The following is a 26,992-nucleotide window of genomic DNA, read 5'->3' as shown; positions in this document are numbered from 1 at the left end:
ACCCTTTTTATGGCAACGACCCAGAGCCTTTTTACCGAAACCGTGTGGATGCTGGGGGCCGCGGCCATCGCAGCGCCGCTTTTCAAGCGGCTCGGCCTCGGCACGGTTCTCGGCTACCTGGCGGGCGGGATCGTGATCGGTCCGGTGCTTCAAAGAATCAGCAATGGCGAGGAGGTGCTGCACGTCGCCGAACTCGGGATCGTGTTCCTGCTGTTCATGATCGGGCTTGAACTGAAGCCGGCCCGGCTCTGGACAATGCGCAAGGACATTTTCGGTCTTGGCCTTGCCCAGGTTCTGGTCACCGGCGCGGTGCTGGTGCCGCTTGCCAAATTCGGCGGGCTCGGAAACTGGCAGGCCGCGGTGATCGCCGGCTTCGGCCTGGCGCTGTCATCCACCGCCTTCGCCATGCAGATCCTCGATGACAATGGCGACGTCAACACCCGCTACGGCCAGCGCTCGTTCTCGATGCTGCTGTTCCAGGATATCGCGATCGTGCCGCTTCTGGCGCTCGCCAGCATTCTCGGCGGCGGCGTGGAGGAAGCGAGCACCTCGGACATGCTGATGAATGCCGGACTGGCCGCCCTTGTCGTGGTGCTGATGATCGCCGCCGGGCGCTATGTGCTGACGCCGGTGTTCCAGATCATCGCCGCCACAGGCGCGCGCGAGGTGATGATCGTGGCCGCGCTGTTCATCGTCATCGGCGCTGCGATGGTGATGCAGATGGTCGGGCTGTCGATGGCCATGGGCGCGTTTCTCGCCGGCGTGATGCTCGCCGAATCCTCCTACCGCCATGAACTCGAGGCCGATATCGAGCCGTTTCGCGGCGTTTTTCTCGCGATCTTCTTCATCGCGGTCGGCCTGTCGCTCGAACTTTCCGTGGTCTACGAGAATATCGGCCTGATCCTCGTCGCCGTGCCGGTGCTGCTCGTCGTCAAGGCCGCCGTCATCTACGGGCTGTGTCGCCTGACCGGTTCGCCCCACGAGGACGCCGTCCGGATCGCTGCGCTTCTGCCGCAGGGCGGCGAATTCGGCTTCGTGATGTTCTCGACGGCGGCTGCCGCCGGCATCTTCTCCAACGCCACCGCCTCGCTGCTGATCGCGATCGTGACGGTCTCGATGGTGGCGACCCCGCTGACCGTTCGCCTCGCCGAGCGGTTCTACGCCCGGCGCGAGACCCATGAGGAGATGGAGGAGGATTTCGACGGCGCCGGCGCGGACGTGCTGATGATCGGTTTCTCGCGCTTCGGCCAGATTGCCGCGCAGATCCTGCTCGCCAGCGGCCGCGACGTGACGATCATCGATTTCTCCGCCGATCGAATCCGGCAGGCCTCGGCCTTCGGCTTTCACATCTATTTCGGCGACGGCACCCGCAAGGACGTGCTGATCGCGGCAGGCATCGAAAAGGCCAAGATCGTCGCGGTCTGCACCCAGAAGCGTGAGATCACCGATCGGGTGATCGACGTGGTGCAGGAGAATTTCCCGCGCGCCCACATCTATGCCCGCTCCTATGACCGCAGCCACACGCTGGCGCTCAGACAACGGGGCGTCGAATACGAATTGCGCGAAACGCTGGAATCCGGCCTCGTCTTCGGCCGCGAGACGCTGGTGGCGCTCGGCACCAGCGAGGAAGAGGCGATCGCGATCACCGACGATATCCGCAAGCGCGATGCCAAGCGGCTGGAGATCCAGGCGGTCGAGGGCATCATGGCCGGCGCCGACATGCTCCACACCCACCCCGTCAGCCCCGAACCGCTGATGCGGCCGAAGCGCCGACAGATCGACCCCACGGTGAAGGTAACCGGCAAGGACATGGCGTAAGGTCGCCAGGCCTTCAATCGGCGCTGAAGACGCGCTCCCCGGCGATATAGCTCGCGGCAAGCGCGAGGTCCTGGGAAAGCAGCACGAAGTCGGCGTCCGCGCCCGGTTTCAGCCGCCCCTTGGACCGCGCACCCACGGCCTCGGCCGGATAGAGCGATGCCATTCTGAGCGCCTCCTCCAGCGGCAGGCCCAGCATGTCGCGGACATTCTTCACGCAAGTCAGCAGGTCTGTATCGGCCCCGGCAAGCGTGCCGTCGGCAAGCGTCAGGCGGCCATCCTTGCGATAGATCGTGCGGCCGTTGAGCTCGAAACTCTGAAGGTCCGTTCCAGTGACCGACATCGCGTCGGATACCAGGAATATTTTCCCAGGCCCGGCCTTTGCCCTCAGCGCGATCCCCATCGCCACCGAGTCGACATGATAGCCATCGGCGATCAAGCCGCAGGAAAACCCGCCATCGCCGAGCACCGCGCCGACCATGCCCGGTTCGCGATGGCTGAGCGGGCTCATCGCGTTGAACAGATGCGTCGCCATCGTGGCACCTGCAAACCGGTATTCCCGCGCCACCACGCAGGCGGCATCGGTGTGGCCGAGGCTGACGATATAGCCGGCCTTGCTGAGACGCGCGACCTGCTGGCGGGTGACATTTTCAGGCGCGATTGTCAGCAGTCCGACGCCGAAACTGCCGGCATTTTCGACGAGAAAGTCGCAATCCTCCGCTTCCATCGGCCGGATCAGCGCCGGATCATGCGTGCCTTTTCTGGCCAGCGACAGATGCGGGCCTTCCAGATGCAGGCCGAGATAGCCCGGAATGCCCGCCTCCCAGGCGGCCTTGCCGGCCTCGACCGCCGCACGCACTACATCGGGCCGGTCGGTAATCAGCGTCGGCAAGAGCGCGGTGACGCCGGAGCGGATCTGGGCGGCGCAGATGGTGCGCAGCCCATCAAGATCCGGCGCATTGTTGAACAGCAGTCCGCCGCCGCCATTGACCTGGAGATCGATGAGGCCCGGGGCCAGAATCCGCCCGTCCGCCGGGATGATCTCGCATTCGTCGGGAATATGGCGCGCCGAGAAGATCGCCTCGATGCCGGCTGAGGAAAACACCAGCGCCCGGCCTTCCAGCAGGCTTTCGCCGTCGAATATCCGCGCGCCGCTTATCGCCTTCTTCATGATTATTCGGTCTCCGTCACCTTGTTGAGCGCCGCCGGCGCATCCGGGTTGAAGCCGCGGGCGCGCGACAGTTTCTCGATCACGCTGTAATAGGGCACGATCAGCGCCAGCGCATCCGTCAGCGGATGGCCGGTCGCGACATGCGGCAGCAACACCGTGCCCTCGCCGCGTTCCGACGACAGGAATACCGACGCGCCCTTCTTCGCCATGCCGGAGGCAATCTTGACGACACTGTCCTCCGCCTTGTCGCGGGCGGCAAACGCGATCACCGGGAAGCGCGGCTCGACCAGCGACACCGGGCCGTGCATCACCTCCGCCGAGGAATAGGCCTCGGCATGCAGTTCCGAGGTTTCCTTGCATTTCAGCGAGGCTTCGCTGGCGATCGCAAAGCTCGGACCGCGTCCCAGCACATAAAGCGACTGGGCATCCTTCAGCGGCGCGATCAGCGCCGACCAGTCGCAGGCAAGCGCCTTTGCAAGATCGTCGGGCAGTTTGGCAAGCGCCGCCTTGAGCGCCGCATCGCCGGACCATTCGGCAAGCACGGCAAGGCCGGCCACGATCGAATTGACGTAGGACTTGGTCGCCGCCACCGCCTTTTCAGGGCCGGCCGCGATATCGATCGGTTGATCGGCCATCTCCGCCAGCGGCGAGGCAATGGTGTTGACGAGCGCAAGCGACAGCGCGCCGCCATCGCGCGCGGCCTTTGCGAGCGCCACGATATCCGGGCTCTTGCCGGACTGCGAAACCGAAATCGCGGCGGCCTTGTTCATCCGCAGCTTCGCCCCGTAGATCGAGGCGAGCGAGGGACCGAGGGAGGCGACCGGAATGCCAACCGTCAGCTCGATCGCGTATTTCAGAAACAGCGATGCGTGATCGGACGAGCCGCGCGCGATGGTGACCACCACGGCGGGGTCCTTTTCGGCAAGCGCCCGGCCGGCCGCCGCAAGCGCCGCGCTCTGGCCATCGAGCAGCCGGGCGGCGGCTTCGGGTATCTCGTCGATTTCGCGGCGCATATTGGTGATGTCGGTCATGCTCTCATCTTCCGTTTCATGGGTCGCCGGCATAGGTCAGCTCGGCGACGAGGTCATAGATATCGCTTCGATAATAGGTTCTGGTCAGCTCCACCGGCCGGCCGCCGGCATCGTAGACAGTGCGGCGGATCGCAAGCGCCGGGGCGCCGGGCGATACCGTCAGAAGTGCTGCCTGTTCGGCAGTCAGGTTGCAGGCGGTGATCCGTTCGGTGGCTTTCGCCATGGTGACGCCACGCTCGGCAAGCGCGGCATAGAGCGAGGTTTCGACGAGGTCAGGCCGTTCGAGAATATCGGCGGGCAGCGTGGAATGCTCGATCGCCATCGGCAGCTCATCGCCGAGCCGGATACGGCTGAGGCGGGCGACGGCGGCGTTTTCGGTCAGTTTCAGCCCCTCCGCCTCCTCCGCGTTTGCCGAAAACAGGCCACGCTCCAGCCAGTGCGAGCGCGGCGTCAGCCCGCGCGCCTGCATGTCCTCGGTAAACGAGGTCAGCCGCTTCAGCGGCTGCTCGATCCGCGCCGGCGGACGCAGCACGAAGGTGCCGGCGCCATGGCGGCGTTGCAGAAACCCTTCGCTGGTCAGTTCCGCGATCGCGCGGCGCACGGTCACCCGGCTGACGCCCACGATCCGGGCCAGATCGCGCTCGGGCGGCAGCGCCTCGCCATGGGCAAGCTTGCCGCTTTCGACAGCCCTTGCCAGCTCGGCCTTCAACCGCCGATAGATCGGCCCGTCACCCGAAATGTCGAAATCCTGGAAAACCCGCACGGCCATCTCCTGTCGCAGAATATAGATACCAATTTAATACCAAATGACAAGGCTGTCTCATAAAATTCATCGATGGATCGTCCGCGAACGGCCTTGCCTTGCCGCCCGCCGGATGGCTCAAATGGACCTCCGGCAAATGCGAGACCGCCATGCAGATCGAGGCCCTCATCTATTTCAACGAACTCACGCGCTCGCGCTCGATCCGTCGGGCGGCCGAAACGCTGGGCGTGTCGCCGATGGCGGTCAGCCGCCAGCTTGAAAATCTCGAGGCCTATTTCAACGCCGTGCTGATCGAACGCGGCGCGCGCGGCATTGCGCTCACCCCCGCCGGGGCGCTGCTGGCCGAACGCGCCGATGCGATGATCCGCGATCTCGAAGGCGCAAGGCAGGTGATCGACGATCTCAGGGGGCTCAATGCCGGCCACGTCTCGCTTCACGTCAACGGCGCGGTGATCAACGCCATCCTCGCCCCGGCGCTGGCCGAGTTCTACGCGCTCTATCCGAAAATCTCGATTGCGGTGACGGTCACCTCGGCGGAAGTCGCGCTCAACGCGGTGACCACCGGCGAGACCGATATCGCGGTGACGATGTTCTCACCCTCGGATGCGCGGATCGAGACGCTGTTTTCGCTATCGGTGCGGCATGATCCGGTGATGGCCCCGGAACACCCGCTTGCAGCCGAGAAGGAAATCACGCTTGAGGCCATCCGCCGCCACGCCATCGCCATGCCCGACCGCGCCTTCAGCATCCGCCGTGATTTCGATGATCGCCAGCGCGCCGCTGGCTTCTCGCCGGTGGAGGTTGCCTTCACCACCTCCTCGCTGGAACTCCAGAAGGAGCTTACCCGGCGCGGCACCGCGGTGCTGATCCTGCCGGCGATGACAGTTGCCCGCGAGCTTCGCGACGGAACGCTTGTGCTGCGCCCGTTCGCAAAGGGCGCGGAAATCGCCAGCGACATGCGGCTGGTGCGCGCCGAGGGCCCGACACCCACCTTCGCCGCCCTGAAACTCGCCGAGTTTCTGGAGGCCTTTCTGCGCGAGCACGGGTAGACCCCGCTCAGACCTCGCCACCGGCGAAAATCCCCTGCACCCATTCGAGAAACACCCGCAATCGCGGCGCGGTGTGTCGGTTCTGGGGATAGAGCGCGGTCAGCGGTGTTGGCGGCGGCGGAAAATCCGGCAGCACCTCGACCATCTCGCCTTCCGCCAGCGCCTCGGCGAAATGATAGCGCGGCGCCTGCACCAGCCCGAATCCTGCCCGCGCCAGCGCATTGGCCGTGCCGGAATCATTGGCCGTCACCCGGGTCTTCAGCGTGACATAGCGGGTGTGGCCGTTCTCGATCAGTTCGAGCGGCATCACCTCTCCGGTGCGCGACGAGATGAAGCCGACCGCCAGATGGCCGGCAAGATCGTCCGGCGTTTGCGGTACGCCGTGGCGCGCAAGATAGGTCGGGCTCGCCACCGTGACCTCGCGGAGCGCACCGAGCCGGCGGGCGATCAGGCCGCTATCCTCCAGTTCGCCGGCCCGGATGACGCAATCATAGCCCTCGCGCACCAGATCGACATAACGGTCACCCTGCCCGAAATGGATTCTGAGATCGGGATAGCGCGCCAGAAAGGCGGGCAGGCCGGGCAGCAGGAAATTGCGGGTCAGATGCGGATGGGCGTCGATGCGCAGCAGCCCGTCCGGATTGCCGGCCCGGAACGCGCCCTCGGCCTCCTCGACATCGGCGAGGATCGCAACGCAGCGCCGATAGTGATCCTCGCCGTCGAGCGTCGCCGCGACATGGCGGGTGGTGCGGTCGAGAAGCCTTACGCCGAGATCGGCCTCCAGCCCCTTGATCGCTTCCGTGGCGGTCGAGCGCGCAAGGCCGAGATCAAGTGCTGCGGCGGAAAAGCTGCCGCGCTCGACGACGCGGGCATAAAGGCGCATGCGGTCAAATCTGTCCATTCGCATTGTTCACCACAGGCGAATTATGTTGTCAATTTTCCGGTGATTGTTTCGCACAGGCTAGAGCATATCTTTGGCGCGGTTCAACGAACATGGAGTTTATCATGACCAGAACAGCCATCATCACCGGCGCCTCGCGCGGGATCGGCGCTGAAATCGCCAGGCGTCTTGCCGCCGACGGCATCAATATCGTGGTCAACTACGCGTCGAACGCTGCCGCCGCGGAAGACGTGGTTGCGTCAATCAGGAAAAAGGGCGGCAAGGCGATCGCGGTGAAGGCCGATATCGGCGCGGCGGACGGCATCAAGACCCTGTTCGATGCCACCGAAGCCGAGTTCGGCAAGGCCGACATTCTCGTCAACAATGGCGGCATGCTCTCGCTCGCGCCGCTCGCGACGGTCACCGACGAGGATTTCGAACGCCAGGTCGCCGTCAATTTCGGCGGCACGTTCCGCGGCCTGCGCGAAGCGGCGAACCGGCTCGCCGATGGCGGGCGGATCGTCAACTTCTCGACCAGCGTCGTCGGCACCAAACTCCCCGCCTACGGCGTCTACGCCGCAACCAAGGCCGCCGTCGAGACACTGACCCATATCGCCGCCAAGGAACTGGCCGCGCGCGGCATCACCGTCAATGCGATCGCCCCCGGACCGGTGGCGACCGAGCTGTTTCTCGACGGCAAGAGCGAGGAACTGGTCGCCAACATCACCCGCACAATTCCGGCCGGCCGTCTGGGCGAGCCCGACGATATCGCCGGAGCCGTCGCCTTTCTCGTCTGCGACGAGGCCCGCTTCATCAGCGGTCAGGTGCTGCGCGTCAATGGCGGCATGATCTGAAAAGGAGAACCGAGATGCCATTCGTCAACATCAAGACCCCCGAAGCAGCACTCACCCGTGCGCAGAAGGAAGACATCATCCACCGCGTCACCGATATGCTGACCGAGTATTTCAGCGAGGCCGCCCGGCCCCACACCATGGTGCTGATCGAGGAGGTCCGCGATGGCGGCTACGGCCGCGCCGACGAGGTTTACGTCATACCCGAGGCCTGGCGCGCTGAAGGATAACCGTCGGGCCGGGGCGGAAACGCCTCGGCCAGCCCTTCCACGAACCGCATGATCTTGGCGCTCGGCTTGCCGCGCATCGGATAGAGCGCATGCATGGGGCGCGGCGGGGTACGATAGTCGGCCAGAAGGCGCACCAGCCGACCGGCCCTCAATTCCTCCCGAAGGATGATATCCGAGCCAAGCGCCACGCCATGGCCCTCGACAGCAGCGCGCATCAACACCATCCAGTCATTGCTGTAGAGGCGGCCGCTGACCTGAACTTCGCGCTCCCGCCCGTCCTCGGTGAAAAGCCAGCGGCATGGCGTGTGCCCTGCGCGCTGGCCGAAAATCAGGCATTCGTGCCGGGTGAGATCCTGCGGGGTTTGCGGCGCGCCGTGGCGGTCGAGATAGGCGGGCGCGGCGCAGACCACCAGCTCATAGCAGGCGAGCGGGACGGAGGCCAGTCCCGCGCCTTCTGTGCCGCCGACCCGGATGGTGACATCGAAGCCCTCCTCCAGCGGATCGACAAACCGGTCCTCAAGCGTGACCTCGACCTGTACGTCCGGATATTTCTCGAGAAACCGGGTCACGAAGGGCGCCAGCGCGAGTGTGCCGAAGGTTTTCGGCGCGTTGACCTTCAGCAGGCCCTTGGGGTGGCGGTGCATCTCGGACGCCAGCCCCTCCGCCGCCTCGGCCTCTGAAAGGATCAACCGGCAGCGCTCGTAAAAGGCGCGCCCGATATCCGTAATGTTCTGGCGGCGGGTGGTGCGGTGAAGAAGCGTCGCGCCCACCCTGTCCTCCAGAAACACGATATGCTTGGAAACCATCTGCGGCGATATGCCGAGCGCATCCGCGGCGGCGGCAAACGAGCCGAGATCGACCGCCTTGACATAGACGGCCATGCTGGTGAGCCGATCCATGATTATCCCCTTTTGGTTGGGAGAGTCTGTGAAATTTCGATATTTAAGTTCATATAGTGGAGGTTTATGCCGGGTCATCACAGTGTGACAAGGAGAAAACGTGATGAAGATCGGAATTATCGGCGCGGGCTTTGTCGGCCGCTCGGTGGCGCAGAAGGCGGTTCAGGCCGGCCATGAGGTGATGCTCAGCAATTCGCGCGGGCCGCAGAGCCTTTTCAGCATGAGAAGCGCCCTCGGCTGCGCCGTCGGGACGGTGGACGAGGCGATCGCCTTTGGCGAGGTAATCGTGCTCGCGATCCCCTTGGCGGCCTATGGCGCTCTGCCACCGGAAGGCTTCAGGGGCAAGATCGTGATCGATGCCATCAACTATTATCACGAGCGCGATGGCCATATCGAAGCGCTCGACCGGGGCGAGACCACCACCAGCGAGATGGTCGCCGCGCATCTGCCGGGCGCCCGCGTCGTCAAGGCCTTCAACGCCATCCGGATGATCGACCTCGACGTGGCGGGACGGCCCGACGGTGCTGCCGATCGTCTCGCACTGCCCTTGGCCGGCGATGATGCGGAGGCTAAGGCGGTGGTCGCCGGCCTCTATCATCAGTTCGGCTTTGACAGTGTCGACGCGGGACCGCTTTCCGAGGGCTGGCGCTTCGAACGCGACCGCCCGGCCTATTGCAATCTGAAGCCGAAGCAGGCGCTCGCCGAAACCCTTTCGGCCACCATTCGGTGATTTTGACGCGGGTGGGTGGAGGAGTAAAGCCGCAGATGCAATGCAGGCGGCAGGCGCTGTCTCCCCTCACCCGGCGCATTCGCGCCACCCTCTCCCCTCCGGGGCGAGGGGGAGCCAAGCCGTCGCCGCAGGCGTACGCGGCACGGCAGAACCTCACCGGCGTCCCCTTCTCCCCATGGGGAGAAGGTGGCCGAAGGCCGGATGAGGGTAGGCCGAAGGCCATCGGGACCGCGGCGATGTGCCCCCCAGCAAGCGCACGCGCGGCCATCTACCAGGCTCGCGCGCAGAACAACGCTGCATCTCACTGCACGCGGCAAACGCTGTCGCCCCTCACCCGGCGCATCCGCGCCACCCTCTCCCCTCCGGGGCGAGGGGTAACCAGGCCGTCGCCGCAGGCGTACGCGGCACGGCAGAACATCACCGGCGTCCCCTTCTCCCCACGGGGAGAAGGTGGCCGAAGGCCGGATGAGGGTATGGGCCTCACGACACAAAACGCCTCGCAGCTGACACACCCGCTTCACCCACATGACATAAATCAATTTCCTGGACGTCCCGCTCGGCTACACCGGTAGCAAGAGTTCGGCGGCTTGCTTTCCGTCAAGTATCGGTATACATAATTTTCAGAAATTTCTGAAAATTCAGATAGAGCAGGAATATCGATGCCATTGTCGCCGGTCGTGCAGGATTTCGTGGCCCATTTCGGGGAAATGGGAAGCCGCTGGGGCATCAACCGTTCGGTCGGGCAGATTTACGCCCTGCTTTATGCCACGCGCGAACCGCTCTGCGCCGACGACATGGTGGAGGCGCTGAAGATGTCGCGCTCGAACGTGGCCATGGGGCTGAAGGAATTGCAGGGCTGGGGGCTGGTCCTCCTGCGCCACAAGCCGGGCGACCGGCGGGATTATTTCACCACGCCGGAGGATGTCTGGACGATCCTGAGGACGCTCGCCGAAGAGCGCAAGAAGCGCGAGATCGACCCGACGCTGACCATGCTGCGCGAGGTACTGATGCGCGAACCGGAGAACGACGAAGAGCGCTATGCGCAGGAAAGACTGGGCGAAATGCACGCGCTGATTGAAAAACTTTCCGACTGGTACGATGATGTGAAGGTGATGGAGACCGATCGGCTTCTGATGCTTTTGGGCATGGGCTCGGCCGTCACCAAACTGCTGGAAACGGCAGACAGGCTCCCCGGCTTCGGCCGGAAGGGCACAAAAGACAGCAAGGTTTCATGATGGACGCGCTTGTCGAAAAAAACAGGGCAGACGACGACGCCCCCGCGCGGAGCGCCACTCAGAGCGAAGGCCGGGCCGCGTCACCGCGAGGCGCGGCGCCGGGTGTTGCCCGCCAGAAATCGCGCGCGCCGAAAACCCGGGCGTTGAAGCTTGCCGCCTGGCTCTCCACCCTTGCCGAACTGATGTGGCTGCCGCAAGCGGCCTGTCTTGCCTATGGCATCGGGCAGGTGGCGGCGGGCAATGGTGTCACCGCGATCTGGCCGCTGGCCGCCGCCGTGCTGGCGCTCGGCCTTGCCAAGGCAGTGCTGGAGCGGGCGGGCAACCGCATGGCCTATCGCGAGGCCCGCAAGATCCTCTCGCAAAAGCGCGCGGTCGCGGTCGCGGCGCTCGCGCGCCGGTCGCCGCTCGATACCGGCCGGGCCGCCTCGGGCGAGGCCGCCAGCATTCTCGCCGAGCAGGCCGAGCATATCGTGCCCTATCTCGCCCGCTTCCAGACTGCCCGTTTCAAGGCGAGCGTCGTGCCGCTCGCCATTCTGGCGGTAGTGGTTCCCTATTCCTGGGTTGCCGCGCTGGTGTTGCTGATCGCCGCGCCGCTGATCCCGATCTTCATGGCGCTGATCGGCTGGAGCGCGCAATCGGCGAGCGAAAAGCACCTCGCTGACATGGGAACGCTCAACGCCTTCCTGCTTGATCGGCTGCGCGGGTTGCAGACCATCCGCTCCTTCGATGCCGTCGAGCAGGTCTCGCGTCGGCTCAGGCTGCGCGCCGAAAACCTGCGCCGCCGCACCATGGCTGTGTTGAAGATCGCGTTCCTGACGTCCGCCGTGCTGGAGTTGTTTTCGGCCCTCGGCGTTGCCATGGCCGCAGCCTATATCGGCTTTCATCTTCTGGGCCAGATCGGCTTTGGCGCCTGGGGCGGCAAGCTGACGCTGTCGGAAGGCCTGTTCATATTGCTGCTGGCCCCGGCCTTCTTCGATCCGCTGCGGATGCTGTCGTCCGTCTGGCACGACCGCGCGGCCGGCGAGGCGGCGCTTTCCGCGCTCGACAGCCTTGCCGAGGACGGGCTTTCCATGGTCGGCGGCGCGACAGCCGATACCGCCCCGGCCTCGGCGCGCCCGGCGAGCGTGGAACTGCGCGATCTCGGCTTCGTCCATCAGGGCTCGAAAGACCCGGTCTTCGATGGCTTCGACCTGACCGTCAGACCAGGAGAGCATGTCGCGCTGCTCGGCCCATCGGGCAGCGGCAAGTCGACGCTGCTTGCGCTCATCGCAGGGCTGGCCGAGGCTCGCCACGGCCGAATCGTCATCGATGACCTGACGCTTGCCGACGACACCGCCGACAGGCTGCGCCAGAGGATCGCCTGGATCGGCCAGGATCCGCATCTCTTCGCCGGTTCGATCGCCTCCAATATCCGCCTTACCCGCGAGGATATCAGCCGCGACGAAATCGCCGACGCGCTGAAGCTATCCGCGCTCGACACCGTCGCCGAGGCCCATGGCAACGCCATGATCGGCGAAAACGGCGCCGGGCTTTCCGGTGGCGAGGGCCTCCGTCTGACGCTGGCGCGCGCTGCCGCGACCAGGGGCGCAGGCCTCATCCTCGCCGACGAGCCGACCGCCCATCTCGATCACCACACCGCCGCCGAAATCACCGAGGCGCTGCTGACGCTGGCCGCCGGCCGCACGCTGATCGTGGCGACCCACGACCCTGTACTGGCCGCGCGCATGGACCGCGTCATCCACCTTGCAGAGGATTTCAGGGCCGAGACCTTCAGGGAGAACGGGCTATGAGAACACGAGGCTTTGCCGCCCTTGGCCCGATCATCCGCCTGTTCTGGCGCGAGCGGCGCGGCGGGCTTGTCGCCGGCGCCGCCCTTTCCGCCTTCACCGTGCTTGCCGGCATTGCGCTGCTCGGCGTCTCCGGCTGGTTCGTGACCGCCACCGCGATCGCGGGGCTGTCGATGGCGACGGCGCTGGCCTTCGACGTTTTTGCCCCGTCGGCCGCCATCCGCTTCCTGGCGCTGTCGCGCACGGCCGGCCGCTATTTCGAGCGGTTGCAGACCCATGACGCGACGCTGCGCGTGCTGGCGGGCCTGCGCGTCAACCTGTTCCGGGGCTTTGCGGCGCCGGGTGCTGCCCGCGCGCTGGCGCTCCGCCCCGCCCGCCTGCTGTTCCGGCTGACGGCCGATGTCGACGCGCTCGATTCGCTTTATCTGCGGGTGTTGGTGCCGGGCGCGGTGGCGGTCGTCGCCGGGCTTGCCGCCATCATCGCGCTTGGCATTCTGTCGTGGCCGCTGGCGCTGGCCGTCGGCGCGGCGATCGTGCTGCCGGGCCTTGCGCTGCCGGCGCTGGCCGCGCGCGCGGCCGAAAAACCCGCCCGCCGCCGGGCCCACACGCAAGAGGCGCTGCGCGCCCGCGCCGTGGACATGGTTGCCGGCCAGAGCGAACTGGCCTTGGCCGGACGGCTGGATGCTCAGCGCGAACGCGTGGAAAACGCCGACCGAAGGGAATATGCCGCCGATCTGGCGCTGAACCGGATCGACAGCAATACCGGCTTCGGCTTCGATATGGTCACCGCCCTGATCCTCGCCGGCGTGCTGCTGGCCGGCGCTGCCCTCGCCGAGGCCGGGCAGATCACCGCGCCGCTTGCAGCCCTGGCACTCCTCATCGCATTTGCGGCACTGGAGCCGTTCGCGGCGCTCAGGCGCGGGGCGATGGAGCTTGGCCGCACGCTGCTGGCCGCGCGCAGGCTCTCGCCCCGACTGGAAGCGGAACCCGCCGCAAGTGCCGTCCACGCCGCGCCAGATGCCGGCATCGCGATGGCGTTCGACAATGTCCGCCTGCGCTATCCCGGACGCGGCGGCGCAGCCATTTCCGGCCTGACGCTGACGATCGCCGAGGGCGAAAGGGTGGCGCTGATCGGCGCGAGCGGAGCCGGAAAATCCTCGATCATGGCGCTGATCGCAGGCGAAGTCGCGCCCGACGCCGGCACCATCGCCGCCCTGCCGGCCACGCTGTTGACCCAGCGCACCGAGCTGTTCCAGGATACGCTGCGCGCCAATCTGAAGCTCGCCTTCCCCGCCGCCGGCGATGAACGGCTGATGGAGGCGCTTGACGCCGCAGGCCTCGGCGACACCGTGCGCGGCCTGCCCCACGGTCTCGACACCGAGCTCGGCGAACAAGGCCTCGGGCTTTCGGGCGGACAGGCCCGGCGGCTGGCGCTCGCCCGGCTGGTGCTGCGCGATACGCCGGTATGGCTGCTCGACGAGCCGAGCGAGGGTCTCGATGGCAAGACAGCGCGCGACGTCATGACAAAGATCAAAGCGCGCGCCGGAAAACACCGTAGTTTGCTGATCGCGACCCATATCCGTCGGGAGGCAGAAATTGCCGATCGACTGATCATGATCAATTCGGGGCGGATCGTTTCCGCCTACAGAAGAGGCGAGCCCGGCTTTGCCGGAGCGCTTGCCGCACTGAGACCGGACTGAAACCCGGCCTCCAACAATAATGCGGCTGCCGGTCAAACGGCAGTCGATGAAACTGAGACCCGGTTTGAACGCGGGAGAGACGCAATGGAACTGGACATCGTGGCGCTATCGCGCCTGCAATTCGCTATGACGGCGCTATATCACTTTCTGTTTGTGCCGTTGACGCTGGGCCTTTCCATGATCGTTGCGATCATGGAAACGACCTACGTCATGACCGGCCGCAAGATATGGCGGCAAATGACAAAATTCTGGGGCGTGCTGTTCGGCATCAACTTTGCCATCGGCGTTTCCACCGGCATCGTGATGGAATTCCAGTTCGGCATGAACTGGAGCTATTACAGCCACTATGTCGGCGACATCTTCGGCGCGCCTCTGGCGATCGAGGGGCTGATGGCCTTCTTCCTGGAAGCCACCTTCGTCGGCCTGTTCTTCTTCGGCTGGGACCGCATGTCGCGGGTCGCGCACCTGATCATCACCTGGTGCGTCGCCATCGGCTCGAACCTGTCGGCGCTGTGGATCCTGATCGCCAATGGCTGGATGCAGAACCCGGTCGGTTCGGCTTTCAATCCGGTCACGATGCGCATGGAGGTCACCAACTTCTTCGAGGTTCTGACCAACCCGGTCGCGCAGGCGAAGTTCGTGCACACGGTTTCGGCCGGCTACGTCACGGCCTCGGTCTTCGTGCTCGGCGTTGGCGCATGGTATGTGCTGAAGGGCCGCCATGTTGAGCTTGCCAAGCGCTCGATGACGGTTGCCTGTTCCTTCGGCCTGGCTGCTGCTCTTTCGGTGGTCGTGCTGGGCGATGAAAGCGGGTATCTGACGACCGAACACCAGAAAATGAAGCTCGCGGCGATCGAATCCATGTGGGAAACGGAGCCGGCGCCTGCCTCGTTCACGCTGTTCGGCATTCCCGACACGGAAAACCGCGAGACCCATTACGCGGTGAAGATCCCGTGGGTCATGGGCCTGATCGGCACCCGCTCGCTCGATACCCCGATCGAGGGCATCAACGAGCTGGTCGAAAACGGCAAGACCAAGATCGAAAACGGCATCCAGGCCTATACCGCGTTGCAGAACATGCGCGCGAATATGGGCACCGGCACGCCGGACCCGGCCGACCAGGCGATCATGGAGGAATACGGCAACGACCTCGGTTACGCCTATCTTCTGAAACCGTTCGTGGATGATCCGGCAGACGCAACACCCGCCCAGATCGAACAGGCCGCAAACAGCCTCGTTCCCCCGGTCGGCCCGCTGTTCTGGTCGTTCCGCATCATGGTCGGCGCCGGCTTCCTGTTCATCGCCGTCATGGGTGTGTTCTTCTACCTGTCGACCCGTCGCAGGCTGGACAGCCATCGCTGGCTGCTGCACCTCGCCGTCTGGATCATTCCGCTGCCGTGGATTGCCGCGGAATGCGGCTGGATCGTCGCGGAACTCGGCCGCCAGCCGTGGATCATCGAGGGCATATTGCCGACGGCGCTGGCCGTCTCGAGCCTCGGCGCGAGTACGGTGCTGCTCACCATCATCGGCTTTGTCGGAATCTATACGGTGCTGTTCATCGTCGAAATGGGCCTGATGCTCGCCGCGATCCGCAAGGGACCGCAGCCGGACAACGGACCCGACATGCCGGTTCTCGGCGCTCGCCGGGTTCAGGGCACCATGGCACCTGCGGAGTAAAACATCATGGTATTACACGATCTTATCTCTTACGAAGTCCTCCGCGTCATCTGGTGGTTGCTGCTCGGCGTTCTGCTGATCGGCTTCGCCGTGATGGACGGTTTCGATCTCGGAACCGCCACCCTGCTTCCCTTCGTCGCCAAGAACGACACCGAACGCCGCGTCGTGGTCAACACGGTCGGCCCGGTCTGGGAAGGCAACCAGGTGTGGCTCATTCTCGGCGGCGGCGCGATCTTCGCGGCGTGGCCGGCGATCTACGCCGTATCGTTCTCGGGCTTTTATCTGGCGATGTTCGCGATCCTGTTCGCGCTCATCCTGCGCCCGGTCGGCTTCAAGTATCGCTCCAAGCGCGAAAGCGCCACCTGGCGCAATACCTGGGACTGGCTGCTGTTCATCGGCGGCTTCGTGCCGACGCTGATCTTCGGCGTGGCGCTCGGCAACGTGCTGCAGGGCGTTCCCTTCCGGCTCGATAACGACCTTCGCATCTTCTACGACGGTTCGTTCTTCGGCCTGCTGAACCCCTACGCGCTGCTGACCGGTCTGGTCTGCGTCGCCATGCTGGTCATGCACGGCGCGGCTTACCTGACGACCAAGACGGAAGGTCCGGTCAACGACCGCGCCCGCGGCTTCGGTTCGATCTCGGCGGTTGCGCTCATCGTGCTGTTCGCGCTTGCCGGCGTCTGGCTCTACTATGGCATTGACGGCTACGCCTTCACCGGCGCCGTCGATGCGGCCGGCCCGTCGAACCCGCTGATGAACGATGTTGCCCGCTCGCAGGGCGCATGGTTCGTCAATTACGGCCGCTATCCGTGGATGATGCTGGCGCCCGCGCTCGGCTTCCTCGGCGCGATCGGCGCGTTCATCGGGCTCCGCGGCAACCGGCCCGCGCTTGCCATGCTGTCGTCGTCGGCTTCGGTCTTCGGCGTGGTGGCGACCCCTGGCGTTGCGATGTTCCCGTTCATCCTGCCGTCGTCGGAACAGCCCGGCGCCAGCCTGACGGCATGGGACTCATCGTCGAGCCATCTGACGCTGTTCATCATGCTGGTCTGCGCGCTGATCTTCGTGCCGCTGATCCTCGCCTACACCTCTTGGGTCTACCACATCATGTGGGGCAAGGTGACCAACGCGGACGTCACCAACAAAGACAAGCACGCCTACTGAGCAAAGCCGGCGGGCCCAACGGCCCGCCCCCTTTCACGAAAGGAGAATTCTATGTGGTACTTCGCCTGGATCCTCGGTCTGCCGCTCGCAGCGCTCTTCGCGGTGCTGAACGCCATGTGGTACGAACTGATGGACGATCGCGCCAGGGAGCGCGAGAACAAGGGCAGTGGCATCTGACCTGCCGCGCCTGTGTGTGACGGACGGCTCGCAGCGATGCGGGCCGTTTTGTTTTTGGGGAGAATGCCGTTGAGCGCTGAAGAATGGAGACTGCATAACGCAATCGGCGTCACCGCAAAGCCCCCAATCTTCTCGCCCCGGAGGGGAGAGATGTCGCGAAAGCGACAGTGAGGGGCGAGACTGTCACCGCGAGCGCCTTCACGAGACGAGATGCCGTTCCACCCTCACTGCCCCTGTCGGGGCATCTCTCCCGCCAGCGGGAGAGAGTATTGGGAGCAAGCGGCGCGGCCTGATTCCACACATCTGCTTTCGGGGCTGCAAGGCCTTGGAAAAAGCAAAGCCCGTGAAACAAAGACCTGGCCTTACGCCCCGCGCTGCCGATCCTCGGCCTGCGCAGCCAGCATCGCCCGGACCTCCGCGACGAGATCGCCCTCCGCCACGGTCTTCTGGGCCACGCGGGCCTCGCGCCATTCGGCGTTGTCCTCGATCTCGCCGGACAAGCGCTTGCCCTCGATCAGGTCCTTGATCTGGACGGTGCCCGCCGCGCGCTCGTCGCCGCCCTGGATGATCGCGATCGGGCAACCGCGGCGGTCGGCATATTTGAGCTGGTTGCCGAATTTCTTCCAGTTGCCCTGATACATTTCGGCGCGAATACCTTCGCGGCGCAGTTCCTGCGTCATCTTCTGGTAGCGGCCCATCGCCTCGGCATCGCCATCCATGACGGTGACCAGCACCGGCTCGATCACCTCGGACGCGCCGAGCTTGCCGAGATTCTTCAGCGCCGTCATCAGCCGCGACACGCCGATGGAAAAGCCCGTCGCCGGCACCGGCTGGCCCATGAAGCGCGACACCAGCCCATCATACCGCCCGCCGCCGCCGACCGAGCCGAACACAACCTTTTCGCCCTTTTCATTGGTGACGTCGAAGGTGAGCTCGGCTTCGTAGACGGGGCCGGTGTAGTATTCGAGACCGCGGACGACGGAGGGGTCGATTTTGATTCGATTTTCTTCGTAGCCTGAGGAGCGAACAATTTTTCGGATCGTATCGAGTTCGTCGAACCCGGATACAAACCCTTCGGTTTGTTTTGCGACGCTATTGAATTCTAATTCTTCAGTTCCATCGACAGCGTGCTCATTAGTGAGCACTTTGACCACGAAACTCGCCTGCCGCTCGGATAGGCCTGCACCCTTCGTGAAGTCGCCACTTTCGTCTTTTCTACCATCTTGCAAAAGCAGCATGACGCCCTCGACCCCAAACTTATCCAGCTTGTCGATAGCCCGCAGCACCGTCAGCCGCTGCGCCGCATTCTCGTCGCCGCCAAGGCCGATCGCCTCAAGCACCCCATCCAGCACCTTGCGGTTGTTCACCCGGATCACATAATCTCCGCGCGCGATCCCGAGCGCCTCCATCGTGTCGGCCATCATCATGCACATTTCGGCGTCGGTCTGGACGCCGGGGGCGCCGACGACGTCGGCGTCGAACTGCATGAACTGGCGGAAGCGGCCCGGTCCCGGCTTTTCGTTGCGGAACACATAGCCGTTGCGATAGGTGCGGTAGGGAAGCTGGATGTCGTTGAAGTTTTCGGCGACGTGACGGGCAAGTGGCGCGGTCAGGTCGTAGCGCAGGCTCATCCACTGGTCGTCATCGTCCTGCAGCGAGAACACGCCCTCGTTCGGGCGGTCGCTGTCCGGCAGGAATTTTCCGAGCGCATCGGTATATTCGAACATCGGCGTCTCGACGGGATCGAAGCCGTAATTCTCGTAGACCGCCTTGATCTTCGCCACCATTTCCTCGGTCGCGCGGATATCGGCGGCGGAGCGGTCGCCAAAGCCGCGCGGCAGGCGGGCCTTCAGCTTCTGCGGTTTCTTCTTCTTGTCGCTCATGGTTGACCTATCCGGGACACAGCTTCATTTTTCCGGCCCTGATTAACGGATCGCCGGAAATCCGGCAAGCGCCAAGGCTGCAACCGGCGCGGCGCGGCGGAACGCGGCGGCGAAAAGGAGGACCGATCGTGATCGCAACCACATCCCTGCCCGAACTCGTCTGCGTCGGCCTGACGGTCTCAGGCACATGGCAGGAATTGCCGAAAGCGGTACCCGCCGGCTGGGAGCGGCTGTTCGCCGCCGCCCCGGAGGCCGAGAACTTTCTGGAGGTCTCCCGCAGGCAGGGGGATGGGACCTATGCCGAGTTTCTCGGTTTTCTGGCCGCCGGCAAAACCGAGATACCGGACAGTCTTGAACGCCATGTGGTCGCGCCCGGACGCTATCTTCGCCTTCGCCATGACGGGCCGCTTGCGGACATCGCCGGGGGCTTCGCGCGCCTGCACGCCCATGCCGAAGCGGCCGGCATGACGGCCGGTGCCCTGAAACTCGATTTCGGCTACCGGCGCGGCCTGCCCGATACGCCACACGAGCTTTATCTGGGGATCGCGCCGGAACCGCTGGCCCTTGGCGGCAGCGCGTCAGGCTGAGGCTCGATGCTGAAGGCCACCAGCGCGGCGGCCGCCTTGCTCAGATGCCGCTCCTTGTGGCTTAGAAGCTGGAACGCGCGCGAGGGCAGGTCGAAATCGAGGCGCTTCAGCCCGCCCGACGCAAGCCAGGGCGCGGCCACCGCGCCGGAAACCGCCGTCGCAGCCCGGCCCGAGCGCACCGCCGAAAGCACCGCCTCGTTGGAGGGCAGCACCATCACCACGTCGAGATCGGAAGCCGCTATGCCGAAGCCGGCCATCGCATGCTCGAACTCGAAGCGCGTGCCGGAGCCCTCCTCGCGCAGCACGAAGCCGGTCGATGCGACCAGTTCCGCCGCCGTCACCGTCCGACCATCGGCCAGCGGATGGCCGGGGCCGACCACCACCATCAGCGCGTCATCGGTCAGATGCCGCTTCTTGAGCCGCGGATTGTCGAGCGTGCCCTCGATATAGCCGAGCTCCGCCTCGCCCTTCGCCACCGCGTCGGCCACCGTGGTGGTGTTGCCGATGGCGAGTTTGAGTTCGATGCCGGGATAGCGCGCGTGAAACCGCATCAGTACTTCCGGCAGCCAGTAGCTGGCGATCGTCTGGCTGGCATAGACCGAAAGCTGCCCGCGCTCCAACCCGCCGAGTTCGCCCAGCACCTGCTCGGCGGAGCGGATGCGGGCGAGCGCTGCCCGCGCCTCCTCTAGAAACACCCGGCCCTCCGCCGTCAGCACCAGCCCCCGGCCGACGCGGTCGAACAGCGCCACCTGATAGAAGTCCTCGAGCTTGCGCAGCGCGCTCGACACCGCCGACGGCGTCAGGCGCAGCGCCTCGGCCGCCCGGGTCAGGTGTTCGCGCTCGGCCACGGCCACGAACACGACGAGTTGTTCCACGGTCATCATGGAAAAACATTCTCTAAAATCGAATGAAACGTCAATTATTATTCGATGGAATACGACATTTAAGAAGATCATTTAATGCGCAACGAAGGAAGACCGAAATGCGCATTGCCGTTGCCCACAATCCCGACCGCTCCTGGACCGCGCCGATCATGTCGCTTGCGCCGGGCATCATCCTGTCCTGTCTGGTGGCGCTCGCCGCCTTCGGGCTGGAGGCGGTGGAAGTGCGGCTTTCCGGCCATCGCTTCATCGAAAACCTGGTGCTGGCGATCCTCATTGGCACGCTGATCCGCTCGCTCGTGTCGCTGTCCGAAGTGTTCAAGCCGGGCATCCGCTTCTGCGAGAAATTCATCCTCGAAGTCGCGATCGTGCTGCTCGGCGCGTCGATCAGCGTGCAGGCGCTGAAGGCGGCGGGGCCGGCGCTGGTGCTCGGCATTATCGGCACGGTCGTCGTCGCGATCGCGGTTTCCTACGGCATCGGCCGCGCGCTCGGGCTCAACAGGAAGCTCGCCACGCTGGTGGCCTGCGGCAATTCGATCTGCGGCAATTCCGCGATTGCGGCTGCCGCCCCGGTGATCGACGCGGAACCGCACGACATCGCATCGGCGATCGCCTTCACCGCCGTGCTCGGCGTGATCATGGTGCTGGCGCTGCCGCTGGCGCTGGTCGGCCTCGGCATGACCGGCGCGCAGTACGGCGTGCTCTCCGGCCTCACCGTCTATGCCGTGCCGCAGGTGCTGGCCGCAGCCCAGCCCGGCGGCGTGATCGCGGTGCAGACCGGCACGCTGGTCAAGCTGATCCGCGTGATGATGCTCGGCCCGGTGCTGTTCGCGCTCGGCATGACCATGCGCTCCGGCTCAAGCGGCGCCAAGGTGAAGCTCAGGCATATCGCGCCCTGGTTCATCATCGGCTTCGCGCTGATGATGGCGTTGCGCTCGGCCGGCGCGTTTCCCGAAGAATTCATCGAGCCGCTCGCCCACACCTCCAACGCGCTCACCGTTCTGGCCATGGCCGCGCTCGGGCTGTCGGTCGACATCCGCTCGCTCGGCCGCGCCGGCGGCCGGGTGGTCGCCACCGCCGTGCTTTCGATCGCGGCGCTGACGGCAATCGCGCTGGCCCTGATCTTCGCGCTGCAGATCGGCTGATCAGGACGCGACGGGCCGCTTCAGCGCGGCCCGCAGCCGCTCGACCTCGTCGCGGCAGCAGCAGCCCTCAAGATGGTCGTTGACCAGCCCCATCGCCTGCATGAAGGCATAGACGGTGGTGGGGCCGACGAATTTCCAGCCGCGCTTCTTCAGATCCTTCGAAATCTTTACGGAGACGGGCGTTGTCGGGTTTGCCCTCAGCGTTTCGAGGTCGACCACTGCCGGCCGGTCCTCCGGTCCTGGCTCGTGCGCCCAGAAATAGGCGGCCAGCGAACCGAACTCGGCCTCCATCTCGATGGCGCGGGCGGCGTTGTTGATCGCCGCCTCGATCTTGCCGCGATGGCGGATGATGCCGGCATCGGCCAGCAGCCGCTCGACATCCGATTGATCGTAATGCGCAACCTTGTGAAAATCGAAGCCGTCGAAGCCCGCGCGGAAATTCTCGCGCTTGCGCAGGATGGTCAGCCATGAAAGCCCGGACTGGAAACCTTCCAGGCAGAGCTTCTCGAACAGCCGGAAATCATCGGTGACCGGCCGGCCCCATTCCTCATCGTGATATCTGAGATAATCCGGCAAATTACCATGCCAGAAACAGCGGTCCCTGCCATCGTCACCCGCTATCAACCCCGCCGTTTCGCTCACAGTCGCCTCCTGATTCTCAATGGAACAAAAAGGAAACATGTTTTCGGCGGGACGGCAAGGGGCGAGCGCTCGGGCCAACATGAAACGCCGCTGTCGCGGGTGTGATCATTCACGAAGCCTTAACCAATTTATACTTTATTTATTGTTAATATTACGCCGCACCCGAGAGTCTCCATGCTTCGCCTCACCTCCTCAGCGGGCCTGCTCCTGCTTGCCGCGTCATTTGCCGCTTCTACCGATCGCGCGTCCGCCGAAACCGCGTTCTCCGTTTATGGCGGTTATCAGACCGCGCCGCATTCATCGATCGAGATCAATGGCGCTGACGCTTTCACCGCGGGCTGGGAGGGCCGGTCGTTCAACTGGCCGGCCTATTGGGGCGCGCGCGCAACCTACTGGCTCGACCGTTACAAACAGCCCAATCTCGGCATCGCGCTCGATTTCAGTCATGCCAAGGTCTATGCCGATGACGCGACGCTCGCCAAATCGGGCTGGAGCCATTTCGAATTCACCGACGGGCTCAATCTGCTGACGCTGAATGCGCTCTACCGCTTTCCGATAGAAGACAGCAAGTGGACGCCCTATGTCGGCCTCGGGGCCGGCATCAACGTGCCCCATGTCGAGGTCACCCGGCCATCCGGCCGCACCTATGGCTACCAGTTCGGCGGCCCGACCGTGCAGGCCCAGGCGGGCGTTTCCTACAGTTTCGCCAAGAACTGGGACGCCTTCGTCGAATACAAGGCCAACTATTCCTGGGTCGACGTCGAGATCGACAGCGGCGACCGGATGAAGACCGGCATCCTCACCAACGCCGTCAATCTCGGCGTCAGCTTCCGGTTCTGAGACCGCCTATGCCCGCGGCGGCTCGTCCGGCGGATCGGTCGGGTCTGGCGTCGCGGCGGCGGGCGGATGCGGCGGCGGGGTTTCGATCACGTCGGCCTTCCGGCGTTCGCGCCGCGCCATCATGCCGTGGCCGCACAAGGCCGCCATGGCGCCAAAGCCCAGCAATACGACGATGATGTTCGCGATCCAGCCGAAGAACGGCAGGTAGTGCAGCAGCGACATCAGCACCAGCCCGCCGGCAATCGCCAGCAGACGGTTGACGAGGCTTGGCTTGAGCGGCTTGATGCTGGTAACCACCCACCACGACAGGGCGTAAACCGCCAGCAGATAGGCAAAGGTCCAGCCAACCACCGTCGCCAGAATGATGAACGGGATCAGCGGAATGGCGATGATCGTCATCAGCGCCAGCGGCACCGCGCCGAACAGCGTCGAAAGCGCAACGAAGCCGCAGCCGAGCGAGGCGAAAGGCCGGGTGATCAGCCGCGTCCGGGCCGCCTCCGTGCGCTGCGGGGCCAGCACCAGGAACACCGTCGCCAGCGCCAGCATGAAGACCAGCATGGAAATGAAGCTCGCGACCACGGTCGTGTCGGAGACGATCTCGGTTTCATCCTCCTCCACCGGGGCTGCCTCGTGCGTCAGCTTGTGGAATGTCACCTTGTCGGCGGCAATTACCGATTCCGGTATGGCAACTTCATCCGGCGCATAATAGGTCAGCATGCCGCCGATCGTGGCGTCCGGGCCGAAGGCGATATCATCGCCCATGATCCTGACATCGCCGGAAACCGCGGCGTTCAGCATCAGGTCGCCGCTGCCGACGAGCAGGCTGCCCGCGATCGGCGCATTGATCGCCACCGAACCGCCCGCCAGCCGCGCATTGCCGCTGACGGCAGCATCGGGGCCGACCTCGATATCCGCGCCGGCGGCTGAAAGATCGCCGGCAACCGTGCCGTCGATCCGAACAGAAAAGCCGGCCGCATAGAGATCGCCGTTCACGCTCGCGTTGGAACGAACCCTGGCGCCCGCCAGAAGCGCATCGCGCCCGACCGACCCGTCAATCCGCGCTGTCGCGCCGGCCACGAAGGCATTGCGCGGGCTGTCCTGGTTCAGCACTGTCGTCGTGCCGCTGGCATAGGTATCGCCGCCGAAGACCATGATCTTGTCGTCGTCCGCCATGGCCGCCGCGCTGCCAAGCGTCAGAACCGCAAGTGCCGTCGCCAGAATGCGTGTCAATCCGTTCATGACCAAAGCCCCTCTCGCCCGTCAGCCGGTATTCTTCACTCGGGACACTATCCCGCGTGTGACGCCATTCGTAAAGGGCCAATACGCCTCAGCCCGCGCGGCATTTCAGCACCGCCGCCGCCAGCGCCTCCATGCTTTCGCGCCGCCTGTCCGAACGCCGCCAGCAAAGCCCGATCCGGCGCGCGGGCTGAGGCTCCGCAAAGGGCAGGATGGTCAGCGGCGTGCGCGCGGTCTCCGCCGCCACCGCCATTTCCGGGATCAGCGTCATGCCCATGTCGTTGGCCACCATCTGCAGCAGCGTGGTCATCGACGTCGCCCCGACATTGACGACGGCGCGCTTCGGCTTTTGCTCGCAGAGCGCAAGCGCCTGATCGCGCAGGCAATGGCCCTCCTCGAGCAGCAGCAGGCGATCGACCTCGAGATCGGCCTGGGTCAGCGGCGAGGCCAGCACGGTCTCATGATTGCGCGCGACCGCCATGAAGAACCGGTCGGCGAAAAGGTCCATCGTCTGGATGCCGTCGCGTTCGATCGGCAGCGCCGCCACCACCGCATCGAGCGTTCCCTCCTCCAGATGGTCGAGAAGCTGGTCGGTGACGGCCTCCTTCAGGGCGACCTCGGCTTCGGGATAATGGCGTTTCAGATAGGGCACCAGTTTCGGGATCAGGTAGGGCGCGACGGTGGGAATGAGGCCGATCGCCACCGGCCCCGATAGCGGCCCCGTGGCCGGTCGCGCGGCGTGTTCCAGCGCCGCCATGGCGGAAAGCACGCTTGCCGCATGGGCCAGCACCCGCTCGCCCTCGCGGGTCAGCAGCACCTGTTTGCGGGTGCGTTCGAACAGCGCCACGCCGAGCGTCGCCTCCATGTCCATGATCTGGGCCGAAAGCGCCGGCTGGCTGATATGCACCGCCTCCGCCGCCCGGCCGAAATGGCGCTCGCGCGCCAGCGCCTCGAAATAGCGCAATTGCCTGAGTGTAATCATGATAGGAAAAACCTATCGTATTTGCAGGAAATCGCAATTGGAAACTATCACTTGTTCGTGAGACCATGCCTGCCAGATACAATGGAGGAAACCATGGCAGATAAACCGACCCTGACGACAACCGCCGGCGCCGCCGTGCCCGACAACCAGAATTCGATCACCGCCGGCCCGCGCGGCGGGGTGATGATCCAGGACTACCAGCTGATCGAAAAGCTCGCCCACCAGAACCGCGAGCGCATTCCCGAACGCGTGGTCCATGCCAAGGGCTGGGGCGCGTTCGGCACGCTGAAGATCACCGGCGATATCTCGAAATACACCAAGGCCAAGTGTCTCCAGCCGGGCGCGGAAACGCCGATGCTCGCCCGGTTCTCCACCGTTGCCGGCGAACTGGGCGCGGCCGACGCCGAGCGCGACGTGCGTGGCTTCGCGCTGAAATTCTATACCGAGGACGGCAACTGGGATCTCGTCGGCAACAACACGCCGGTGTTCTTCGTGCGCGACCCCTACAAATTCCCGGATTTCATCCACACCCAGAAGCGCCATCCGCGCACCAATCTGCGCTCGCCGAAGGCGATGTGGGATTTCTGGTCGCTGTCGCCGGAAAGCCTGCACCAGGTCACGATCCTGATGTCCGATCGCGGCATCCCGGTCGATCCGACCTTCATGAATGGTTACGGCTCGCACACCTATTCGCTCTGGAACGACGCCGGCGAGCGCTTCTGGGTCAAGTTCCACTTCAAGACCGAACAGGGCCACAAGCACTACACCAATGACGAGGCGGAGACGCTGATCGGCAAGAGCCGCGAGACCTATCAGGAAGCGCTGTTCGACAAGGTCGAGACCGGCAATTATCCGCGCTGGAAGGTGCAGGTGCAGATCATGCCGGAAAGCGATACCGGCAAGACCCCTTACAACCCGTTCGACCTCACCAAGGTCTGGCCGCATGGCGACTATCCGCCGATCGATATCGGCGTGATGGAACTCAATCGTAATGCCGACAATTACTTCGCCGAAATCGAACAGGCGGCGTTCTCGCCCTCCAACATCGTGCCCGGCATCTCGCATTCGCCGGACAAGATGCTGCAGGCGCGCATCTTCTCCTATGCCGACGCCCACCGCTATCGCCTCGGCACCCATTACGAGGCGTTGCCGGTCAACGCGCCGAAATGTCCGGTCCATCACTATCACAAGGATGGCCAGATGAATTTCTTCGGCCAGAAGACCGGTGCGACGGATGCCTATTACGAGCCGAACAGCATGGGCGGCGCGGTCGAGGACAAGTCGGCGATGGAGCCGCCGCTCGCGATCGAAGGGGCGATGGCGCGCTACAATCACCGCGAGGGCAATGACGACTTCTCGCAGCCGCGGGCCCTGTTCGAACTCTTCGACGACGGCCAGAAATCGCGCCTGTTCGACAATGTGGCGGCCGCCATGGGCGGCGTGCCGGGCGAGATCATCGAGCGCCAGCTCGCGCTGTTCAAGCAGGTCCACCCGGACTATGAAGCCGGCGTTCGCGCCGCGCTGAAGGAAGCCCACGGTTACGAGGCCAACGCGATCTCGACGCCGGGCACGCCGGACGCGGCTGAATAAGGCTGTTTCATCTGCGATCATGTCGAAGGCCGGCGTCTCGCGCGCCGGCC

25 protein-coding genes are annotated in these 26,992 nt (G+C 64.7%); 15 read left to right on the top strand and 10 right to left on the bottom strand.

The features are described 5' to 3' along the window. Positions 1–9: 9 nt before the first annotated feature. On the top strand, positions 10–1,818 hold the full coding sequence (locus tag Mame_RS06120) for a monovalent cation:proton antiporter-2 (CPA2) family protein (RefSeq protein WP_018065146.1): 1,809 nt from the start codon (positions 10–12) through the stop codon (positions 1,816–1,818). A gap of 13 nt (positions 1,819–1,831) precedes the next feature. Here the strand turns inward: Mame_RS06120 and nagA are convergent, their stop codons facing one another. The 3 genes from nagA to Mame_RS06105 are packed head-to-tail and all read right to left on the bottom strand — an operon-like array spanning position 1,832 to position 4,786. Next, complete coding sequence (gene nagA, locus Mame_RS06115; protein ID WP_018065145.1) at positions 1,832–2,986, bottom strand: N-acetylglucosamine-6-phosphate deacetylase; 1,155 nt, start codon at positions 2,984–2,986, stop codon at positions 1,832–1,834. Between the two features lie 2 nt (positions 2,987–2,988). Further along, entirely contained in the window at positions 2,989–4,017 is a 1,029-nt protein-coding gene (locus Mame_RS06110) for an SIS domain-containing protein (protein ID WP_026173534.1), read from the bottom strand. Between the two features lie 16 nt (positions 4,018–4,033). Beyond that, positions 4,034–4,786: a GntR family transcriptional regulator gene (locus tag Mame_RS06105; RefSeq protein ID WP_018065143.1), complete on the bottom strand. Its 753-nt coding sequence runs from the start codon at positions 4,784–4,786 to the stop codon at positions 4,034–4,036. 143 nt (positions 4,787–4,929) lie between these two features. On the opposite strand from Mame_RS06105, the gene Mame_RS06100 reads away from it, so the two are divergent. Beyond that, positions 4,930–5,829, top strand: coding sequence for a LysR family transcriptional regulator (locus Mame_RS06100; protein ID WP_026173532.1), 900 nt, complete (start codon positions 4,930–4,932; stop codon positions 5,827–5,829). Between the two features lie 7 nt (positions 5,830–5,836). Here the strand turns inward: Mame_RS06100 and Mame_RS06095 are convergent, their stop codons facing one another. Then, positions 5,837–6,730, bottom strand: a complete 894-nt coding sequence (locus Mame_RS06095) for a LysR family transcriptional regulator (protein WP_018065141.1) — start codon at positions 6,728–6,730, stop codon at positions 5,837–5,839. Between the two features lie 104 nt (positions 6,731–6,834). Here Mame_RS06095 and Mame_RS06090 point away from each other — a divergent pair, with 104 nt between their 5' ends. Then, entirely contained in the window at positions 6,835–7,563 is a 729-nt protein-coding gene (locus Mame_RS06090) for an SDR family oxidoreductase (protein ID WP_033410276.1), read from the top strand. 14 nt (positions 7,564–7,577) lie between these two features. After that, a complete protein-coding gene (locus Mame_RS06085; protein ID WP_018065139.1) occupies positions 7,578–7,790 on the top strand; it encodes a tautomerase family protein in 213 nt (70 codons plus the stop codon). On the opposite strand, the gene Mame_RS06080 is transcribed toward Mame_RS06085, so the two are convergent. After that, a complete protein-coding gene (locus Mame_RS06080) occupies positions 7,754–8,689 on the bottom strand; it encodes a LysR family transcriptional regulator (RefSeq protein ID WP_018065138.1) in 936 nt (311 codons plus the stop codon). The two genes, Mame_RS06085 and Mame_RS06080, sit on opposite strands and share 37 nt — an antisense overlap. A 103-nt stretch (positions 8,690–8,792) precedes the next feature. On the opposite strand from Mame_RS06080, the gene Mame_RS06075 reads away from it, so the two are divergent. From Mame_RS06075 to cydX, 7 genes are all read left to right on the top strand, one after another. Further along, positions 8,793–9,419: an NADPH-dependent F420 reductase gene (locus Mame_RS06075; RefSeq protein ID WP_018065137.1), complete on the top strand. Its 627-nt coding sequence runs from the start codon at positions 8,793–8,795 to the stop codon at positions 9,417–9,419. 659 nt (positions 9,420–10,078) lie between these two features. Next, the gene (locus Mame_RS06070) at positions 10,079–10,654 is read left to right on the top strand and encodes a GbsR/MarR family transcriptional regulator (protein ID WP_026173531.1); all 576 of its coding nucleotides are present in this window, start codon (positions 10,079–10,081) and stop codon (positions 10,652–10,654) included. Then, on the top strand, positions 10,654–12,444 hold the full coding sequence (gene cydD, locus Mame_RS06065; protein WP_018065135.1) for a thiol reductant ABC exporter subunit CydD: 1,791 nt from the start codon (positions 10,654–10,656) through the stop codon (positions 12,442–12,444). Before Mame_RS06070 ends, cydD begins: the two co-directional genes overlap by 1 nt. After that, positions 12,441–14,141, top strand: a complete 1,701-nt coding sequence (gene cydC, locus Mame_RS06060) for a thiol reductant ABC exporter subunit CydC (RefSeq protein ID WP_018065134.1) — start codon at positions 12,441–12,443, stop codon at positions 14,139–14,141. Before cydD ends, cydC begins: the two co-directional genes overlap by 4 nt. Positions 14,142–14,225: 84 nt before the next feature. Next, positions 14,226–15,818: a cytochrome ubiquinol oxidase subunit I gene (locus Mame_RS06055; RefSeq protein WP_018065133.1), complete on the top strand. Its 1,593-nt coding sequence runs from the start codon at positions 14,226–14,228 to the stop codon at positions 15,816–15,818. Positions 15,819–15,824: 6 nt separating this feature from the next. After that, positions 15,825–16,979, top strand: coding sequence for a cytochrome d ubiquinol oxidase subunit II (gene cydB, locus Mame_RS06050; RefSeq protein WP_018065132.1), 1,155 nt, complete (start codon positions 15,825–15,827; stop codon positions 16,977–16,979). Positions 16,980–17,030: 51 nt separating this feature from the next. Next, on the top strand, positions 17,031–17,156 hold the full coding sequence (cydX, locus tag Mame_RS06045) for a cytochrome bd-I oxidase subunit CydX (RefSeq protein WP_018065131.1): 126 nt from the start codon (positions 17,031–17,033) through the stop codon (positions 17,154–17,156). A 362-nt stretch (positions 17,157–17,518) separates the two neighbouring features. Here cydX and hisS read toward each other — a convergent pair whose 3' ends face one another. Continuing rightward, the gene (hisS, locus tag Mame_RS06040; RefSeq protein ID WP_018065130.1) at positions 17,519–19,039 is read right to left on the bottom strand and encodes a histidine--tRNA ligase; all 1,521 of its coding nucleotides are present in this window, start codon (positions 19,037–19,039) and stop codon (positions 17,519–17,521) included. Between the two features lie 128 nt (positions 19,040–19,167). Here hisS and Mame_RS06035 point away from each other — a divergent pair, with 128 nt between their 5' ends. Beyond that, positions 19,168–19,626 carry a GyrI-like domain-containing protein gene (locus tag Mame_RS06035; RefSeq protein WP_018065129.1) on the top strand — a complete coding sequence of 153 codons (459 nt, stop codon included), beginning with the start codon at positions 19,168–19,170 and terminating at the stop codon, positions 19,624–19,626. Here Mame_RS06035 and Mame_RS06030 read toward each other — a convergent pair. Beyond that, on the bottom strand, positions 19,572–20,507 hold the full coding sequence (locus Mame_RS06030; protein WP_051085112.1) for a LysR family transcriptional regulator: 936 nt from the start codon (positions 20,505–20,507) through the stop codon (positions 19,572–19,574). The two genes, Mame_RS06035 and Mame_RS06030, sit on opposite strands and share 55 nt — an antisense overlap. Positions 20,508–20,608: 101 nt before the next feature. Between Mame_RS06030 and Mame_RS06025 the strand changes: the two genes are divergently transcribed. Further along, positions 20,609–21,652, top strand: coding sequence for a YeiH family protein (locus tag Mame_RS06025; RefSeq protein WP_018065127.1), 1,044 nt, complete (start codon positions 20,609–20,611; stop codon positions 21,650–21,652). On the opposite strand, the gene Mame_RS06020 is transcribed toward Mame_RS06025, so the two are convergent. Beyond that, positions 21,653–22,294 carry a DNA-3-methyladenine glycosylase I gene (locus tag Mame_RS06020; protein ID WP_026173530.1) on the bottom strand — a complete coding sequence of 214 codons (642 nt, stop codon included), beginning with the start codon at positions 22,292–22,294 and terminating at the stop codon, positions 21,653–21,655. 174 nt (positions 22,295–22,468) lie between these two features. Between Mame_RS06020 and Mame_RS06015 the strand changes: the two genes are divergently transcribed. After that, positions 22,469–23,134 (top strand): outer membrane protein, encoded by a 666-nt coding sequence (locus Mame_RS06015; RefSeq protein ID WP_018065125.1) that lies wholly within the window; start codon positions 22,469–22,471, stop codon positions 23,132–23,134. A gap of 6 nt (positions 23,135–23,140) precedes the next feature. Here the strand turns inward: Mame_RS06015 and Mame_RS06010 are convergent, their stop codons facing one another. Then, positions 23,141–24,373 carry a DUF8173 domain-containing protein gene (locus Mame_RS06010; protein ID WP_018065124.1) on the bottom strand — a complete coding sequence of 411 codons (1,233 nt, stop codon included), beginning with the start codon at positions 24,371–24,373 and terminating at the stop codon, positions 23,141–23,143. A gap of 88 nt (positions 24,374–24,461) precedes the next feature. Then, positions 24,462–25,352 (bottom strand): LysR substrate-binding domain-containing protein, encoded by an 891-nt coding sequence (locus tag Mame_RS06005; RefSeq protein WP_026173529.1) that lies wholly within the window; start codon positions 25,350–25,352, stop codon positions 24,462–24,464. Positions 25,353–25,445: 93 nt separating this feature from the next. Between Mame_RS06005 and katA the strand changes: the two genes are divergently transcribed. Further along, a complete protein-coding gene (gene katA / locus Mame_RS06000) occupies positions 25,446–26,942 on the top strand; it encodes a catalase KatA (protein ID WP_026173528.1) in 1,497 nt (498 codons plus the stop codon). Positions 26,943–26,992 lie beyond the last annotated feature (50 nt).

Source organism: Martelella mediterranea DSM 17316 (assembly GCF_002043005.1).
GTDB classification, from domain to species: Bacteria; Pseudomonadota; Alphaproteobacteria; order Rhizobiales; family Rhizobiaceae; genus Martelella; species Martelella mediterranea.
This window is presented reverse-complemented; position numbering and strand designations above follow the sequence as displayed.

Excerpts from the sequence above, each read along its gene's own strand:
- Mame_RS06120 (WP_018065146.1), top strand. The coding sequence starts at position 10 with ATGGCAACGACCCAGAGCCTTTTTACCGAAACCGTGTGGATGCTGGGG.
- nagA (WP_018065145.1), bottom strand. The coding sequence starts at position 2,986 with ATGAAGAAGGCGATAAGCGGCGCGCGGATATTCGACGGCGAAAGCCTG.
- Mame_RS06110 (WP_026173534.1), bottom strand. The coding sequence starts at position 4,017 with ATGACCGACATCACCAATATGCGCCGCGAAATCGACGAGATACCCGAA.
- Mame_RS06105 (WP_018065143.1), bottom strand. The coding sequence starts at position 4,786 with ATGGCCGTGCGGGTTTTCCAGGATTTCGACATTTCGGGTGACGGGCCG.
- Mame_RS06100 (WP_026173532.1), top strand. The coding sequence starts at position 4,930 with ATGCAGATCGAGGCCCTCATCTATTTCAACGAACTCACGCGCTCGCGC.
- Mame_RS06095 (WP_018065141.1), bottom strand. The coding sequence starts at position 6,730 with ATGGACAGATTTGACCGCATGCGCCTTTATGCCCGCGTCGTCGAGCGC.
- Mame_RS06090 (WP_033410276.1), top strand. The coding sequence starts at position 6,835 with ATGACCAGAACAGCCATCATCACCGGCGCCTCGCGCGGGATCGGCGCT.
- Mame_RS06085 (WP_018065139.1), top strand. The coding sequence starts at position 7,578 with ATGCCATTCGTCAACATCAAGACCCCCGAAGCAGCACTCACCCGTGCG.
- Mame_RS06080 (WP_018065138.1), bottom strand. The coding sequence starts at position 8,689 with ATGGATCGGCTCACCAGCATGGCCGTCTATGTCAAGGCGGTCGATCTC.
- Mame_RS06075 (WP_018065137.1), top strand. The coding sequence starts at position 8,793 with ATGAAGATCGGAATTATCGGCGCGGGCTTTGTCGGCCGCTCGGTGGCG.
- Mame_RS06070 (WP_026173531.1), top strand. The coding sequence starts at position 10,079 with ATGCCATTGTCGCCGGTCGTGCAGGATTTCGTGGCCCATTTCGGGGAA.
- cydD (WP_018065135.1), top strand. The coding sequence starts at position 10,654 with ATGGACGCGCTTGTCGAAAAAAACAGGGCAGACGACGACGCCCCCGCG.
- cydC (WP_018065134.1), top strand. The coding sequence starts at position 12,441 with ATGAGAACACGAGGCTTTGCCGCCCTTGGCCCGATCATCCGCCTGTTC.
- Mame_RS06055 (WP_018065133.1), top strand. The coding sequence starts at position 14,226 with ATGGAACTGGACATCGTGGCGCTATCGCGCCTGCAATTCGCTATGACG.
- cydB (WP_018065132.1), top strand. The coding sequence starts at position 15,825 with ATGGTATTACACGATCTTATCTCTTACGAAGTCCTCCGCGTCATCTGG.
- cydX (WP_018065131.1), top strand. The coding sequence starts at position 17,031 with ATGTGGTACTTCGCCTGGATCCTCGGTCTGCCGCTCGCAGCGCTCTTC.
- hisS (WP_018065130.1), bottom strand. The coding sequence starts at position 19,039 with ATGAGCGACAAGAAGAAGAAACCGCAGAAGCTGAAGGCCCGCCTGCCG.
- Mame_RS06030 (WP_051085112.1), bottom strand. The coding sequence starts at position 20,507 with ATGACCGTGGAACAACTCGTCGTGTTCGTGGCCGTGGCCGAGCGCGAA.
- Mame_RS06025 (WP_018065127.1), top strand. The coding sequence starts at position 20,609 with ATGCGCATTGCCGTTGCCCACAATCCCGACCGCTCCTGGACCGCGCCG.
- Mame_RS06015 (WP_018065125.1), top strand. The coding sequence starts at position 22,469 with ATGCTTCGCCTCACCTCCTCAGCGGGCCTGCTCCTGCTTGCCGCGTCA.
- Mame_RS06010 (WP_018065124.1), bottom strand. The coding sequence starts at position 24,373 with ATGAACGGATTGACACGCATTCTGGCGACGGCACTTGCGGTTCTGACG.
- Mame_RS06005 (WP_026173529.1), bottom strand. The coding sequence starts at position 25,352 with ATGATTACACTCAGGCAATTGCGCTATTTCGAGGCGCTGGCGCGCGAG.
- katA (WP_026173528.1), top strand. The coding sequence starts at position 25,446 with ATGGCAGATAAACCGACCCTGACGACAACCGCCGGCGCCGCCGTGCCC.